Below are 13,555 nucleotides of genomic sequence, written 5' to 3'. Positions count from 1 at the left end.
GGAAAAACAATGGCCGGTATCATACCGGCCATTCTTATAACATTAGCTATCAAACGGGTCTCTTAAGATCATCGTTTCGCTACGGTCAGGACCAGTAGAAATGATGTCCACTGGAATACCGGTTAATTCTTCAATACGCTTAATATAATCTAAGGCTGCTTGTGGCAGACCTTCACGGTTTTTCACACCGAAGGTGTTCTCATCCCAACCTGGCAGGGTTTCATAAATTGGCGTTAAACCTTCCCAATTTTCTGCTGCCAGAGGAGTAGTGTCGACCTCTTTACCATTAGGTAAACGATAACCCACACAGATCTTAACTTCTTTTAATCCATCAAGGACGTCGAGTTTAGTTAAGCAGAAGCCTGACAGGGAGTTGATTTGTACGGCACGACGTACCGCAACAATGTCTAACCATCCTGTACGACGACGACGGCCAGTTGTTGCACCGAACTCGTTGCCTTTTTTACCTAAGAACTCGCCGATATCATCAAACAGTTCTGTTGGGAAAGGACCTGCGCCAACACGGGTTGAGTAAGCTTTAACAATACCTAAGACATAATCAACGTAACGTGGGCCTAGACCACATCCCGTCGCCACACCACCGGCAGTAGTGTTCGAAGAGGTGACATAGGGATAAGTCCCGTGGTCGATATCTAACAAGGTGCCTTGGGCGCCTTCAAACATCATAAAGTCGCCACGTAAACGTGCTTTATCAAGGAGGTCAGACACGTCAACTACCATTGAGGTCAAGATATCTGCCATAGCCAAGGTATCATTTAAGATTGTGTCGTAATCAACCGCTGGCTCTTTGTAGTAGTGTACCAACTGGAAGTTATAATATTCGACAATCTCTTTCAGCTTAACCGCAAAGGTCTCTTTATCGAAAAGATCACCCACACGTAAGCCACGACGAGCGACTTTATCTTCATAAGCTGGGCCAATACCGCGGCCAGTCGTACCGATAGCTTTTGCGCCACGGGCTTTTTCACGCGCAACATCCATAGCAACATGGTATTGCAGGATCAGTGGACAAGCTTCAGAAATCAGTAAACGTTCACGTACTGGGACACCACGATCTTCCAGACCTTTCATCTCTTTCATCAGAGCTTCTGGAGAGAGCACGACACCATTACCGATGATACTGGTAACATTATCACGTAGGATACCTGAAGGAATTAAGTGAAGAACGGTTTTTTCACCGTTGATGACGAGCGTATGACCTGCATTGTGTCCACCTTGATAGCGGACGACATATTTTGCGCGCTCAGTCAGCAAATCTACAATTTTACCTTTGCCTTCGTCACCCCATTGGGTGCCAAGTACGACAACATTATTACCCATTTTCTAAAACCATTGATTGCTTAAAAATGGATTCTACCACCAGCTTTTGTCGGTTTCAGCTTTTTTAATAAGTGAAATTCGCTTTTTTATTCAAGCAAAATATTAACCATAAAAAAAATCTTTTTGTAGATTTATATCCTGCAAATCACTTATGCATCATATAAAATATCACCACCCCGGCTACAACGAAGGCTCCACCGAAGCGTCTTAATAACTTTTCTGGAGAGCTGATTAAAGTAAGCAACCCTCTTTTCCAGACCTTAGGCAATAACATGGGACCTAACCCTTCCACAATTAATAAAAGTGAAACGGCCGTCCATATAACTGAATGCATGAGGATTCCTTACAATAAAAAAGGGTCGGTAATATCACCGACCCCAGCAGTCTACTCGGAATTCAAAATAAATGCAGCGTTACGCGCAATTTCCTAAAATGAAAAAAATTGCCTGTTTGCGTAAAAAAAGAGCACGAAATGACTCAATGTATAACTTTTCTCATGCGCAGAGAACGAGCGTAAAAAAGACAAAAACGCTGGATATCGCGACTAACTCCTTACATAGAGGCTGGCCGCTTCGGCATCACATTCTCCACGTACTATTAATGCTTATTTCGCTTCGAGTAGAAAAGAACTCCGTCGACATCATCCTGATAACGTGAATCCCTTCGCTATAGCCTAGCTTTTCAAGGACAGAAAGACCATGTGGTACCTTTGCTTGTTGAGCGCCAATGGACTGCATCGGGTTTCCTAGCGACTCGCTTGTTTCCACATCATACTCACTTCCATTTAGTGACATTGTGGTGGCCCCAACCTAGGGGCCTAATAATTATTTTACAATGTAATCCGATAAAGCTGGATAGTGTTTACCCAAGCGGTGCCATTCAACGATCGGCAAGCGTACCTGTAAACCGATGGAACCCTCATCGTGATTCCATTCTTCTTTAATTGCGTCGAGTTCATAAAAACGACTACGCAGGCGACCTGCTTCAGGAGGAAGACAGAGTGTATATTGGGCAATTTCCCCAGAAAGCCGTTCTGAAAGGGCCTGCCATAGTAAAGGTAATCCTAACCGATTCTGTGCAGAGAGCCATACACGTATCGGTACGCTCTCTTCATTGCGATCAATACGTGGCTCAAAACCCTCTAACTGGTCAATTTTGTTCATGACATGCAGAGAAGGGATCTCATCCGCCTCGATCTCAGTTAATACTTCGTCAACAGCCTCAATATTTTCATTCATCCGCAGATCAGCAGCATCGATCACATGCAACAACAGCGTTGCTTCACGTGTCTCTTGTAGTGTTGCTTTGAAAGCGGCGACTAAATCATGGGGGAGATGACGAATAAAACCAACGGTATCTGCCAGTACCACTTCCCCGACGTCAGCAACCGATAATCGCCGTAAAGTTGGGTCGAGCGTTGCAAACAGTTGGTCAGCCGCATAGACGTCTGCAGACGTTATACTGTTGAACAACGTCGATTTACCGGCATTAGTATATCCCACCAACGACACAGTAGGAATATCGGCCTTGGCTCGCGCTTGCCGCCCCTGTTCACGCTGCTTCTCTACTCGCTGTAGTCGGGAGAGAATGAGCGTTATACGGTTTCGCAATAAACGTCTGTCGGTTTCAAGTTGAGTTTCACCGGGTCCACGTAAGCCAATACCGCCTTTTTGACGCTCTAAGTGGGTCCATCCACGGACTAATCGGGTGGCAAGATGACGCAACTGGGCCAACTCAACTTGTAATTTACCTTCGTGCGTACGTGCACGCTGCGCGAAGATATCTAAAATAAGACCTGTGCGGTCGATCACTCGACATTCACACAATTTTTCTAAATTCCGTTCTTGGGCTGGGCTCAAGGCATGATCGAAAATAACGACACTGGCACCAGTCGCGCTGACCGCCTCAGCGATCTCTTCAGCTTTACCTTCACCAACGAAATATTTAGGATGTGGAGATTTACGGCTTCCCGTAACGACTTGAAGGGCTTCAACCCCTGCGGAAGAGACAAGTGTTTCAAACTCTTGTAAATCTTCGCTCTCTTTATCTTGTGAAAACCAGATATGAACTAAAACGGCCTGTTCACCGGCATCATAACGCTCAAACAAGCGATAACCTCACTGAAAGGTAGGCAACCAGAGAGCCTAAACTCTCCGGTCGAAAGGAAATTACTCTGCAGACTCACCTTCATGGTGTGAACCAGTACCAGCATTTCCATTATTATGATAATTGCTGCTACCTGGCGCATTGGTGTGGTGAGATACAGGGCGCGATGGCACGACTGTTGAAATAGCGTGCTTGTAAACCATTTGACTGACGGTATTTTTTAATAAAATGACGAATTGGTCGAAAGATTCAATTTGCCCTTGGAGTTTAATACCATTAACCAAGTAAATTGAGACGGGTACACGCTCGCGACGCAAAGCGTTTAAAAACGGGTCTTGTAATGATTGCCCTTTAGCCATTCTATCTTTTCCTTATACGTTCGTAGTGTAATTATTATAGAGTTTAAAAACCGCTATCACATACCATGCCTGAAGATTGCAAATAATCAATGAGTTATAGTATGAATAACGTTTAAAACTTTCTCACGAGCCTGATCGGGTTGCAGGCTATCAAGCCAAACAAGTGCTTTCCACCCTCGCAACCAAGTCATTTGTCGCTTAGCCAATTGGCGAGTGGCACATATGCCACGGAAAACCATTTCATTATAATCTATTTCCCCCTCAAGCCATGACCACATTTGTCGATAACCAACACAACGCACAGAAGGCATATTGACATGAAGGTCGCCACGCTGGTGGAGAGCCCTGACTTCATGTTCAAAACCCTCATCAAGCATCTGCTGGAAACGCAATTCAATCCGTTGATGGAGCACCTCGCGGTCTTGAGGAGCGATAGCGAACTGATAAACGTCATAAGGGAGAGTCTCCCCTGCCGTTTCAGTTAACTCTGTTAGAGTTTTACCTGAAATGAGAAAAACTTCCAGTGCTCGCGTCAGTCTTTGTGGATCATTAGGATGAATTCTTTCTCCAGCCTTAGGATCTATCAGACAAAGTTCTTGGTGAAGAGTTTCCCAACCTTCAACTTTTGCCCGTTGTTCTAATTGTTGACGGATCTCAGGATTGGCAGAAGGTAAAGGCGATAAACCTTCGAGTAACGCTTTGAAGTAAAGCATTGTCCCCCCCACCAAAATAGGAATCGCCCCCCGTTGCGTAATGTCAGCCATTTTCTGCAAAGCATCCCGGCGAAAATCTGCAGCAGAGTAACTTTGACTAGGATCGATGAGGTCCAGCAAATGATGAGGCGTCGCAGCCTGTTCCCCCGCAGTCGGCTTTGCCGTACCAATATCCATCCCACGGTAGACCAGTGCCGAATCAACACTAATGATCTCTACGGGTAAGGTCTTTGCCAGTTCAATCGCTAAAGCCGTTTTACCTGACGCCGTAGGCCCCATGATAAAAATAGCTTTAGGTAACTGTGGTGTGATTTCATTCATTTAATAATGCTTCAAAAAAAGGGGCTAAGGGTAACGGCTGGATAAGACCCGCTGTCGGTGATACCACCTGTGCGGGAGCAAGCCGTTCTAAATCGGCCAATAAGGTAATCGCTTGCGAGTGACTCCAAGTCCGTTCGGCACTAACACTCTTTCCCGCTAACCACGACGCGAAAGCGGATTGGCTCACATCGGATTGCGAGGACAACCACACAATCATTTCTGGCAACAACGTTTGTAAATTCTGCGTACGCAAGGGTAGAGGTACCGCACGTAGTGTGCTGTATTGGCCGTCACTCTGCAAATCTACGCCGAAACGTTGGAGCAGCTCAGTGTATTGAATGATGACCTGCTTCTCAGTCGCAGTGCTTTTCACGCGTAACGGAATAAGCAATGGTTGCGACACCAACGACTGCGAGGCTGGATTGAGTTGTTGTGCAAGCACCAAGCTTGCCGCTTTCGCTAAGGAGAGTAATGCAAGGCCTGTCGAGCGTTCAAGTAGCGCAAAGCGTTGGTCGCAAACCGTAAGTACTCGCCCAAAACCTTGAGTGTGCCCAGCTAAAGGTTCAACATATTCTACGGCCGACGTGTCGCCAGTCGCCTCTTCCACTTTTGGGGTTGAACTTATCAAATGTTGGTAGAGCTGCGCCTCTTTCTTTCGATAAGGCTCCGGTGCATGATCACGCGGGACAGAGAGCGGCCGGCTCGGCTGGGCAAACTTATTTTTACCGGCTGACGTCCGGTTCTCCGCAATAACAGGTTGAGATAACGTTGCGGGCTGACTATCGTCTAATGACAGGTTTGACTCGCTAGGCGTCAACGCACTGGCAATCCCTTGGTAAACAAAGTCGTGCACTAACCGCGATTGATGGAAGCGGACTTCGTGTTTAGCCGGATGCACATTGACGTCAACTTGATGAGGATCAACCGTTAAAAAAAGCACATACGCAGGAGTCGGCTGCTGACCAATATGCTCTTGGTAGGCTTGACGAATAGCATGATTAATCAGTTTATCTCGCATCATGCGACCATTGACGTAGCAATATTGGGTTTCGGTAGTGTTTTGCGCATAATCGGGGGAGACCACCCAACCTTCAATTGCTAGGCCATCGTGTTGCCAATCTATATGAACCGCTTGCGAGACAAAGTTTGCGCCACAAATCGCGGTCAGCCGCTGCTGTTTCTGCTTCTGATTATTCGCAACGCGATAGTGGCGAACCGGCTTATCATTGTGGGTCAAGATAAATTCAACGTCGAAACGGGCTAAAGCAATACGCCTAATCACCTCATCAATATGCGTAAATTCTGTTTTTTCTGTACGCAAAAACTTCCTTCTAGCTGGCGTATTATAAAATAAATCAAGCACTTCAAGGGTCGAGCCGCAGGGATGCGCAGCAGGCTTAAGACTCACGTTCATCTCACGCCCTTCGGCGTAGGCTTGCCACGCTTCTTGCTGAGTCTCTGGACGTGAGGTTAAGGTCAGGCGAGAAACAGAGCTAATACTGGCAAGGGCTTCGCCGCGAAATCCCAAGCTCATGATCGCTTCAAGATCATCCAACGAGGCAATTTTGCTGGTAGCATGGCGGGCTAGGGCCAATGAGAGTTGTTCTTTATCAATGCCACAGCCATTATCTCGAATAGCGATCCGTTTAGCGCCTCCCTTATCAATCTCAATATGGATACGGGTCGCCCCGGCATCAAGACTATTTTCAATAAGTTCTTTCACCACAGAGGCAGGGCGTTCTACCACTTCCCCAGCAGCAATTTGGTTAGCCAGCTGCGGTGGTAATATCTGAATTGGCATATAAGATCCTCTGCAGCGACCTCTTCCCGCTACGATTGCGGGATTAACAAGGTCTGACCTAACATCACATTGGCGGAACGAAGTTTATTCTTAGTAAGAATAGTTTGGGCACTTACCCCATATTTCAAGGCTATCGCATTGAGCGAGTCCCCCCGAACGACTTTATGCCTAATTACTGTCGCCGATGACTTAGCGATTGCCTTTGCACCGCCAATTCGTAACCGCTGCCCTACCCATACACCCGGCTTTTTTAAACGGTTTTGCGCAATAATCGCCTGACTGGTCACCCCATAACGCGCAGCAATCCCCGATAAGGTTTCACCGCGTTGGACGACGTGTAACTGAGTTCGCTGAGTCGACACGACTTGAGAAGGTCTTGCCACAACCGGGCGATTTTCACTGGCGGCAATATACTGGTAAGGATGGCTACGGAAGTAAGCACGTAATCCCCGGTAAATAGCATGGGCAATTTTGGTTTGATAAGCAGAGTTACCCAATAATTTCTCTTCTTGCGCATTACTGATAAAGCCCGTCTCCACCAGAAGTGAGGGGATATCTGGCGAGCGTAGTACACCCAAACTCGCATGCTCAGGTAGCCGTTTGTGCAAAGGAGTCACTTGGCGAAGATTCTGTAATACTTTGGTCGCCACATCGTAGCCGACACGTTGTGAGTGGCCAAATTGAAGATCAAGCACCGCTTGGCTTAAGTAAGGGTCAGACTGATTATTGGCCAGTAAATCGCCGGCCCCGCCGAGCAGTTCCGATTGCTTCTCCGTTTGCTCTAGCCAGTTCGCCATTTCCGAATTAGCTCGGCGATTAGAAAGTACCCAGACCGAAGCCCCACTTGCCGAATGTACGGGTGCCGAGTCCGCATGAATAGACACTAGTAAGCTGGCATTCTCCTTACGAGCGACTTCTGAACGCCCCATTACCGAAATAAAGTAATTACCATTCCGTGTTAGCACTGGTTTAAACATGGGGTCTGCATCGAGGAATTTCTTTAATTTACGTGCAATAGCGATGGTCACATTTTTTTCTTTTAAGCCATGCTGACCAATAGCACCGGGATCTTGTCCCCCGTGCCCCGCATCAATTGCCACAATAACCACTTGGTTCCGCGCGACTTGTCCACCGGGATAACTAGTGGTGTTGGTATTGGTTACCGCGGTCTTTGCCGGAGTAAACGGGTTTTTCTCGGCTGGGGTAACGGCTGCTGGGGCAGGCTGAGGCGCTTTAGCTTTGAGCGTGACCACCACTTTCCACTGGTTACCACTCTGTCTTGTCGTCACCGATGAACCAGAGGGCTGTGTTAACTCGAAGACCAGGCGGATAGCATGTTGATTCGGCGGTTGGCTCGTACGAATACGCTTTACAAGATTCGTACCACTAAAGTTGAGTGGTAGGCCCTTAATGGCACCACTTTCGTGGATATCAACCACAAAACGTTCGGGATTATGCAGACCGAACCAAGATGAGGTGGGTTTATCCGCGAAAGTTAATGTCACTATCGATTGAGCCTCGCGATTATCCACCTGAATATCTGAGAGTGAAGCCGCCACTACCGCTCGACTAACGAGGCAATATAGTACGACTAGGATCAGCCGCCTTAATGTCATGCCTCTCCCTCATTACACGAAATTTGCTGTAATAAATGTTCACCCCACGCTGAGCTTGAGACAACCTCAGCTTCTCTCCCCTCACCTTGATAAGCTAAGGTGATGGTTAAATCCGGCGAAGGAAGGATCCCTGCCCCCTGTTGTGGCCACTCCACTAAACAGATTGCATCGCCAGTGAAATAGTCACGTACACCCATAAATTCAAGTTCTTCAGGGTCGGCGAGACGATAAAGGTCAAAGTGATACGCTAAACGATGATTAATTTCGTAAGGCTCCACCAGCGTATAAGTGGGGCTTTTCACATTTCCTTGATGGCCTAAGGCTTGAAGGAAACCACGACTAAACGTTGTTTTACCCGCCCCTAAATCGCCAACCAAATAGATAATGGTCGCTTGCTCACTGGCTTTAGCTAAGCGAGAACCCAATGCTAAGGTGGCCGCTAAATCAGTAAGAATAAAGGTTTTTCTTGTCATGGTACTCATCGTTATCCTGAAGTGGATTGACACTTATTTTTAATTTTTCAATCACATCCAGAGCAAGCATTCCGCGCATCCCGCGGTCTTTCGCCACAAGGTCAGCCGCATGGCCATGAGCAACAACGGCAGCACGGGCGGCTTCTACCTGTTCCAGTCCCTGACCAAGAAAGGCCGTTACTACGCCAGTTAACACATCGCCCATACCCCCGCTTGCCATACCGGGATTGCCTACATAGGCAATAGAGGTTGATACTGAGCCCTCGGCAATAATTGTGCCCGAACCTTTCAATATGGCGACGCCGCCAAAACGATCAACCAATTGATCCGCCGCCGTTAAACGGTCCGCTTCTACCTCAGCAACGCTAATCCCTAATAATCGGGCTGCTTCTCCAGGATGTGGAGTCAGTACCCGATTTTGACGTTTATCCGGCTCGATTGCTAGGAGGTTTAACGCATCTGCATCCCATACCATGGGCTTTTTACTTAATTTTACGTGTTTAAGGGCATTTTTTGCCCAGTCCGATTGACCCATTCCTGGGCCAATAGCAATAACGTCAGCCCAATCTATCGCCTCTTCGAGCGATTCGGTAGTCAATTCGGCAACCATCAACTCGGGCCTTGCTGCCAAGAGTGGCCAAATATTTGAGCGATGGGTCAATATACGCACCAACCCCGCACCGCTGCGTAGGGCTGCTTCGCCGCTCAATCGTATGGCACCCGCTGTCCCTTCAGCCCCACCAATCACCACAACTTTTCCCATATCACCTTTATGTGCGCTGGCTTGGCGTTGAGGTAGCCACTGGGGTAAATTCTGTGCAGTGAGACACTCAATCGGTGGCGAGAGATGAGGCAATAAATGGGAAAGCCCCAGGTCGGCCACCCAGAGTTTACCGCTGTACGCCCGCCCTTTTCCTGTTAACAAGCCCGGTTTCAATGTGATAAACGTCAGTGTAGAGGTAGCCTGTATCACTGTGCCCAGTGGCTGCCCAGTCTGAGCATTCAAGCCTGATGGGATATCGACGGCTAACACTGGCGCAGGATGACGATTGACCAAGTCCATCAACCGTTGGCTCTCAGTACCAGGAGGTTGACGTAAGCCAATACCATAAAGCGCATCAATAATGAGATCGATATTGGTAGGCCAGGGATCATCGGGGGATAACGCGGCGTGTGGGGCAACGTCGTCCCATAAAGCTTTGGCACGGGACGCCTCTGCAGGTCGTTCATTACGTAGCCTGGCCTCAACCACCGTAACGCTTACTCCTGCTTGGTGAAGAAGATAAGCCAGTACAAACCCATCGCCGCCATTATTTCCCGTTCCGCAGAGTATCAAACAGTGTCGAGTTTGCGCATAGACCGTCCAAATCAGCCTCTGAAGCGCCTCTCCCGCTTGCCACATCAACTGGTAAGGGGAGCCATCATTCGTCCGGCATAATGTCTGTTCAAGCTCGGCGATTTTATCAACTGGCCAACAATGATTTGGCAGTTGCTCACTCACCGCTGATATACCACGCATAATATCGACTCCTACTCAAATTAAGCTAATCGAGGCTGGGAAGAATAAGTAAGAAGAATAGGCCTAAATCAAGCTAAACGACAGAAATACATAGATAATTTTGCTGTGAATAGCTTTTTTAGTTGGAAGAATATAGCAGGTATAGTGGTATAAAAATTTAGCCGACTAAAAACAAAAAACACATATAAATCATTATGATATGATTATCGAATTTATTTTTTTAGGTATGATCGGCCGCTGAACATCCTGTGGATAACTCTGTTGAAAATCTGGCTGAGAAGCGATGAGAGCTACGCTACAGACTAAGCAGTAAAAAGGAAGGAAATAATAATGAATATAAAATTTTGGAGCGGGAAACGAGATTCGAACTCGCGACCCCGACCTTGGCAAGGTCGTGCTCTACCAACTGAGCTATTCCCGCGCCCTGAACAGTAAAAATATTTACTACCGTTACGGGGTGCGAATTATACGAGAATAATCTTGCTGCGCAACCCCCCTACACCGCTTTTTTTTGTTTTTCTTTTCAACTGCCGATTTACTCGGCAGTTTGTGCAGTTATTATCCGAAAATTATAACTTTAAGAAGTTTTCACGGTAAAAAGCCAATTCGGCAATCGATTCTCGAATATCATCCAGAGCTTGATGAGTCCCTTTTTTATGGAAATTTTGCAAAATATCGGGTTTCCAACGACGCGCCAGTTCTTTTAAGGTACTGACATCCAGTGCGCGATAGTGAAAGTAGTTTTCGAGCTGAGGCATATAATTAACAAGAAAACGACGATCCTGTCCGATAGAATTACCGCAAATAGGTGAACTATTTTCTGGTACCCACTGTTTTAAAAATTCCAATGTTAATTGCTCAGCTTCCGCTTCCGATACTGTGCTCTGTTTGACTCGTGCTACCAATCCACTTTGGGTATGGGTATTGGCGTTCCAGTCGTCCATTAAGGCTAACTGCTCATCACTTTGATGCACCGCTACTACAGGCCCTTCAGCAAGGACATTTAAGTCAGCATCGGTGACTATGGTGGCGATCTCAATAATCCGGTCACGTTGCGGGTCTAACCCCGTCATTTCTAAGTCGATCCAAATAAGGTTATCTTTATTTTGCTTCATCATCGCCCTCTTTCACCCGCTTAATTCGCCATTTGTTCTCATTAAGGTGTATCATAGACCTTTTGCCCACTCAGGGCGAAACATCTGTTAGGTGAGAGGTTGCGTGAGTAAAAATAAACTATCAAAGGGCCAACAACGGCGTGTGAATGCCAACCATCAACGTCGGTTACAGCAACGTGAGGGGAAAGTGGAGCCTGATGATAGCCTATTTGCTGAACCTCAAGAGGGGCGTGTAATTAGCCGTTTCGGTATGCATGCCGATATCGAAGATCCACAAGGCAAGATTTGGCGTTGTAATTTACGCAGAACAATTCGCTCACTGGTTACGGGTGATCGCGTGGTATGGCGCGCGCCTTTAGAAGGTATGGGTAAAGGAATCGTAGAAGCCGTACATGAACGCCAATCCGTTCTGACTCGTCCCGATTATTATGACGGGATCAAACCCATAGCAGCGAATATCGACCAAATTATTATTGTCTCTGCAATTTTGCCTGAGCTGTCATTAAATATTATTGACCGCTACTTAGTGGCTTGCGAAACCCTGAATGTCGCGCCCCTATTGGTACTAAATAAGACCGATCTACTCGATGATGACGCAATGGCTTTTGTTGATGAGCAAATGGCAATCTACCAAAACATTGGTTACCAAGTCTTAAAAGTCTCAAGCCATCAACGAGAAGGTCTACAGCCGCTTGAAGAAGCGTTAACCGATCGCGTCAGTATCTTTGCGGGGCAGTCTGGTGTCGGCAAATCAAGTTTACTGAACGCGTTACTTGGCTTTGATGCACTCGATAACAACGCCATTTTAACTAACGATGTTTCAGATAACTCAGGCTTAGGTCAACACACCACCACCGCCGCTCGTCTGTATCATTTCCCACAGGGGGGCGATGTGATCGACTCCCCGGGCGTCCGTGAGTTTGGGCTGTGGCACTTGGAACCGGAACAAATCACCCAAGGATTTGTCGAATTTAAACAGTATCTCGGGCTCTGTAAATTCAGAGATTGCAAACATCTTGACGATCCGGGTTGCGCACTGCGTCACGCCGTTGAGTCAGGTGAGATTGATGAACAACGTTTCGAGAATTATCATCGAATCCTTGAGAGCATGACCTCGGTCAAAATAAGAAAAAATTTCACCAGTAAAGAGTAATGGCCACTCAGGCGTAACCCTTTTGCTGCACACACTTATACGGTTGTGGCTTTGACCACAATAACATTTTAGAACGATTGAGTACGCCAGGAGGCGCCCGTGTTAGACAAGTTGAAATTAGGTATTAACGCCATTCTTCCTAAGAAACAACTCACAGAACTTGCCGGCTGGGGCGCAAGTCGCCAAGCTGGCTGGCTAACCAAGGCCGTGATTGATATCTTCGTCTGGTATTACAAAGTTAATATGCAAGAAGCGGCGAAGCCTGATACCGCGAGCTATCGCAGTTTTAATGAATTCTTTGTTCGCCCGTTGAAAGATGAGGCCCGGGCGATCGATCATGCGCCGAATATTTTAGTCCAACCTGCAGATGGAGCCGTAAGCCAATGTGGGCGTATCGATGAGAACCAAATTTTCCAAGCTAAAGGGCATTATTATACGCTTGAAGCCTTGCTGGCGGGGAATGAAGAACGGGCGCAACACTTTTATAATGGTCAATTTATCACCACTTATCTAGCACCGCGCGACTATCACCGTGTGCATATGCCATGTAATGGGATCTTACGTGAAATGGTTTATGTCCCAGGCGATCTGTATTCCGTTAATCCGTTGACCGCACAAAATATCCCAAATCTCTTTGCGCGCAATGAACGCGTTATCTGCTATTTCGATACGGACATGGGGCCAATGGTGCAAATTCTCGTCGGGGCAACCATTGTCGGCAGTATTGAAACCGTTTGGGCAGGTACTATTACCCCGCCGCGTGAAGGTATTATTCAACGCTGGCACTATCCACAAGCCGACGAAAAAGGCGCGATTGTCTTACTGAAAGGCCAGGAGATGGGGCGCTTTAAACTCGGTTCTACCGTGATCAACTTATTCGCCCCAGATCAAATCCGCCTCAGTGAAGCATTAGAAGCACAGGCTCCGACGAGAATGGGCCAACCGTTGGCAGAGAAGATTGCTGAAAAGGCTGCTTCGTGTCCCCCACCAAAAAGTGAAGGCGACGCGGTAGAACAGACCGAAGCCTAAAACTGGAGA

At 47.2% G+C, this 13,555-nt stretch carries 13 protein-coding genes and 1 tRNA gene; 2 read left to right on the top strand and 12 right to left on the bottom strand.

The window, feature by feature from the left end:
- Positions 1-42: 42 nt before the first annotated feature.
- The 12 genes from HH682_RS06750 to orn all read right to left on the bottom strand — a co-directional run bounded on the left by HH682_RS06750 (position 43) and on the right by orn (position 11,364).
- Positions 43-1,341 (bottom strand): adenylosuccinate synthase, encoded by a 1,299-nt coding sequence (locus HH682_RS06750; RefSeq protein WP_214236833.1) that lies wholly within the window; start codon positions 1,339-1,341, stop codon positions 43-45.
- A gap of 145 nt (positions 1,342-1,486) precedes the next feature.
- The gene (locus HH682_RS06745; protein WP_214236832.1) at positions 1,487-1,675 is read right to left on the bottom strand and encodes a DUF2065 domain-containing protein; all 189 of its coding nucleotides are present in this window, start codon (positions 1,673-1,675) and stop codon (positions 1,487-1,489) included.
- Between the two features lie 244 nt (positions 1,676-1,919).
- Positions 1,920-2,135 carry a hypothetical protein gene (locus HH682_RS06740; RefSeq protein WP_214236831.1) on the bottom strand — a complete coding sequence of 72 codons (216 nt, stop codon included), beginning with the start codon at positions 2,133-2,135 and terminating at the stop codon, positions 1,920-1,922.
- A gap of 30 nt (positions 2,136-2,165) precedes the next feature.
- Complete coding sequence (hflX, locus tag HH682_RS06735; RefSeq protein WP_214236830.1) at positions 2,166-3,449, bottom strand: ribosome rescue GTPase HflX; 1,284 nt, start codon at positions 3,447-3,449, stop codon at positions 2,166-2,168.
- 60 nt (positions 3,450-3,509) lie between these two features.
- Positions 3,510-3,806: an RNA chaperone Hfq gene (gene hfq, locus HH682_RS06730; protein WP_214236829.1), complete on the bottom strand. Its 297-nt coding sequence runs from the start codon at positions 3,804-3,806 to the stop codon at positions 3,510-3,512.
- A gap of 86 nt (positions 3,807-3,892) precedes the next feature.
- Positions 3,893-4,840, bottom strand: a complete 948-nt coding sequence (miaA, locus tag HH682_RS06725; RefSeq protein ID WP_214236828.1) for a tRNA (adenosine(37)-N6)-dimethylallyltransferase MiaA — start codon at positions 4,838-4,840, stop codon at positions 3,893-3,895.
- Positions 4,833-6,641, bottom strand: a complete 1,809-nt coding sequence (mutL, locus tag HH682_RS06720) for a DNA mismatch repair endonuclease MutL (protein WP_214236827.1) — start codon at positions 6,639-6,641, stop codon at positions 4,833-4,835. The genes miaA and mutL overlap by 8 nt, the downstream gene beginning before the upstream one ends.
- A gap of 29 nt (positions 6,642-6,670) precedes the next feature.
- Positions 6,671-8,257, bottom strand: coding sequence for an N-acetylmuramoyl-L-alanine amidase AmiB (gene amiB / locus HH682_RS06715; RefSeq protein ID WP_214236826.1), 1,587 nt, complete (start codon positions 8,255-8,257; stop codon positions 6,671-6,673).
- Positions 8,254-8,730 carry a tRNA (adenosine(37)-N6)-threonylcarbamoyltransferase complex ATPase subunit type 1 TsaE gene (gene tsaE, locus HH682_RS06710; protein ID WP_214236931.1) on the bottom strand — a complete coding sequence of 159 codons (477 nt, stop codon included), beginning with the start codon at positions 8,728-8,730 and terminating at the stop codon, positions 8,254-8,256. Before tsaE ends, amiB begins: the two co-directional genes overlap by 4 nt.
- Complete coding sequence (locus HH682_RS06705) at positions 8,702-10,249, bottom strand: NAD(P)H-hydrate dehydratase (RefSeq protein WP_214236825.1); 1,548 nt, start codon at positions 10,247-10,249, stop codon at positions 8,702-8,704. The genes tsaE and HH682_RS06705 overlap by 29 nt, the downstream gene beginning before the upstream one ends.
- A 345-nt stretch (positions 10,250-10,594) precedes the next feature.
- Positions 10,595-10,670: transfer RNA gene (locus HH682_RS06700), tRNA-Gly, on the bottom strand.
- 148 nt (positions 10,671-10,818) lie between these two features.
- Positions 10,819-11,364, bottom strand: a complete 546-nt coding sequence (orn, locus tag HH682_RS06695; RefSeq protein WP_214236930.1) for an oligoribonuclease — start codon at positions 11,362-11,364, stop codon at positions 10,819-10,821.
- 103 nt (positions 11,365-11,467) lie between these two features.
- Here orn and rsgA point away from each other — a divergent pair, with 103 nt between their 5' ends.
- Together rsgA and asd are read left to right on the top strand one after the other, a co-directional pair.
- Positions 11,468-12,517 carry a small ribosomal subunit biogenesis GTPase RsgA gene (gene rsgA / locus HH682_RS06690; RefSeq protein WP_214236824.1) on the top strand — a complete coding sequence of 350 codons (1,050 nt, stop codon included), beginning with the start codon at positions 11,468-11,470 and terminating at the stop codon, positions 12,515-12,517.
- Between the two features lie 99 nt (positions 12,518-12,616).
- The gene (gene asd, locus HH682_RS06685; protein ID WP_214236823.1) at positions 12,617-13,546 is read left to right on the top strand and encodes an archaetidylserine decarboxylase; all 930 of its coding nucleotides are present in this window, start codon (positions 12,617-12,619) and stop codon (positions 13,544-13,546) included.
- Positions 13,547-13,555: the final 9 nt, after the last annotated feature.

The sequence above is a fragment of the Rosenbergiella gaditana genome, assembly GCF_018494065.1.
Classification (GTDB): Bacteria; Pseudomonadota; Gammaproteobacteria; order Enterobacterales; family Enterobacteriaceae; genus Rosenbergiella; species Rosenbergiella gaditana.
The sequence above is the reverse complement of the archived record's forward strand: the minus strand, read 5'-3'. Positions and strand labels throughout refer to the sequence as shown.

Excerpts from the sequence above, each read along its gene's own strand:
- HH682_RS06750 (WP_214236833.1), bottom strand. The coding sequence starts at position 1,341 with ATGGGTAATAATGTTGTCGTACTTGGCACCCAATGGGGTGACGAAGGC.
- HH682_RS06745 (WP_214236832.1), bottom strand. The coding sequence starts at position 1,675 with ATGCATTCAGTTATATGGACGGCCGTTTCACTTTTATTAATTGTGGAA.
- HH682_RS06740 (WP_214236831.1), bottom strand. The coding sequence starts at position 2,135 with ATGTCACTAAATGGAAGTGAGTATGATGTGGAAACAAGCGAGTCGCTA.
- hfq (WP_214236829.1), bottom strand. The coding sequence starts at position 3,806 with ATGGCTAAAGGGCAATCATTACAAGACCCGTTTTTAAACGCTTTGCGT.
- miaA (WP_214236828.1), bottom strand. The coding sequence starts at position 4,840 with ATGAATGAAATCACACCACAGTTACCTAAAGCTATTTTTATCATGGGG.
- mutL (WP_214236827.1), bottom strand. The coding sequence starts at position 6,641 with ATGCCAATTCAGATATTACCACCGCAGCTGGCTAACCAAATTGCTGCT.
- amiB (WP_214236826.1), bottom strand. The coding sequence starts at position 8,257 with ATGACATTAAGGCGGCTGATCCTAGTCGTACTATATTGCCTCGTTAGT.
- tsaE (WP_214236931.1), bottom strand. The coding sequence starts at position 8,730 with ATGACAAGAAAAACCTTTATTCTTACTGATTTAGCGGCCACCTTAGCA.
- HH682_RS06705 (WP_214236825.1), bottom strand. The coding sequence starts at position 10,249 with ATGCGTGGTATATCAGCGGTGAGTGAGCAACTGCCAAATCATTGTTGG.
- orn (WP_214236930.1), bottom strand. The coding sequence starts at position 11,364 with ATGAAGCAAAATAAAGATAACCTTATTTGGATCGACTTAGAAATGACG.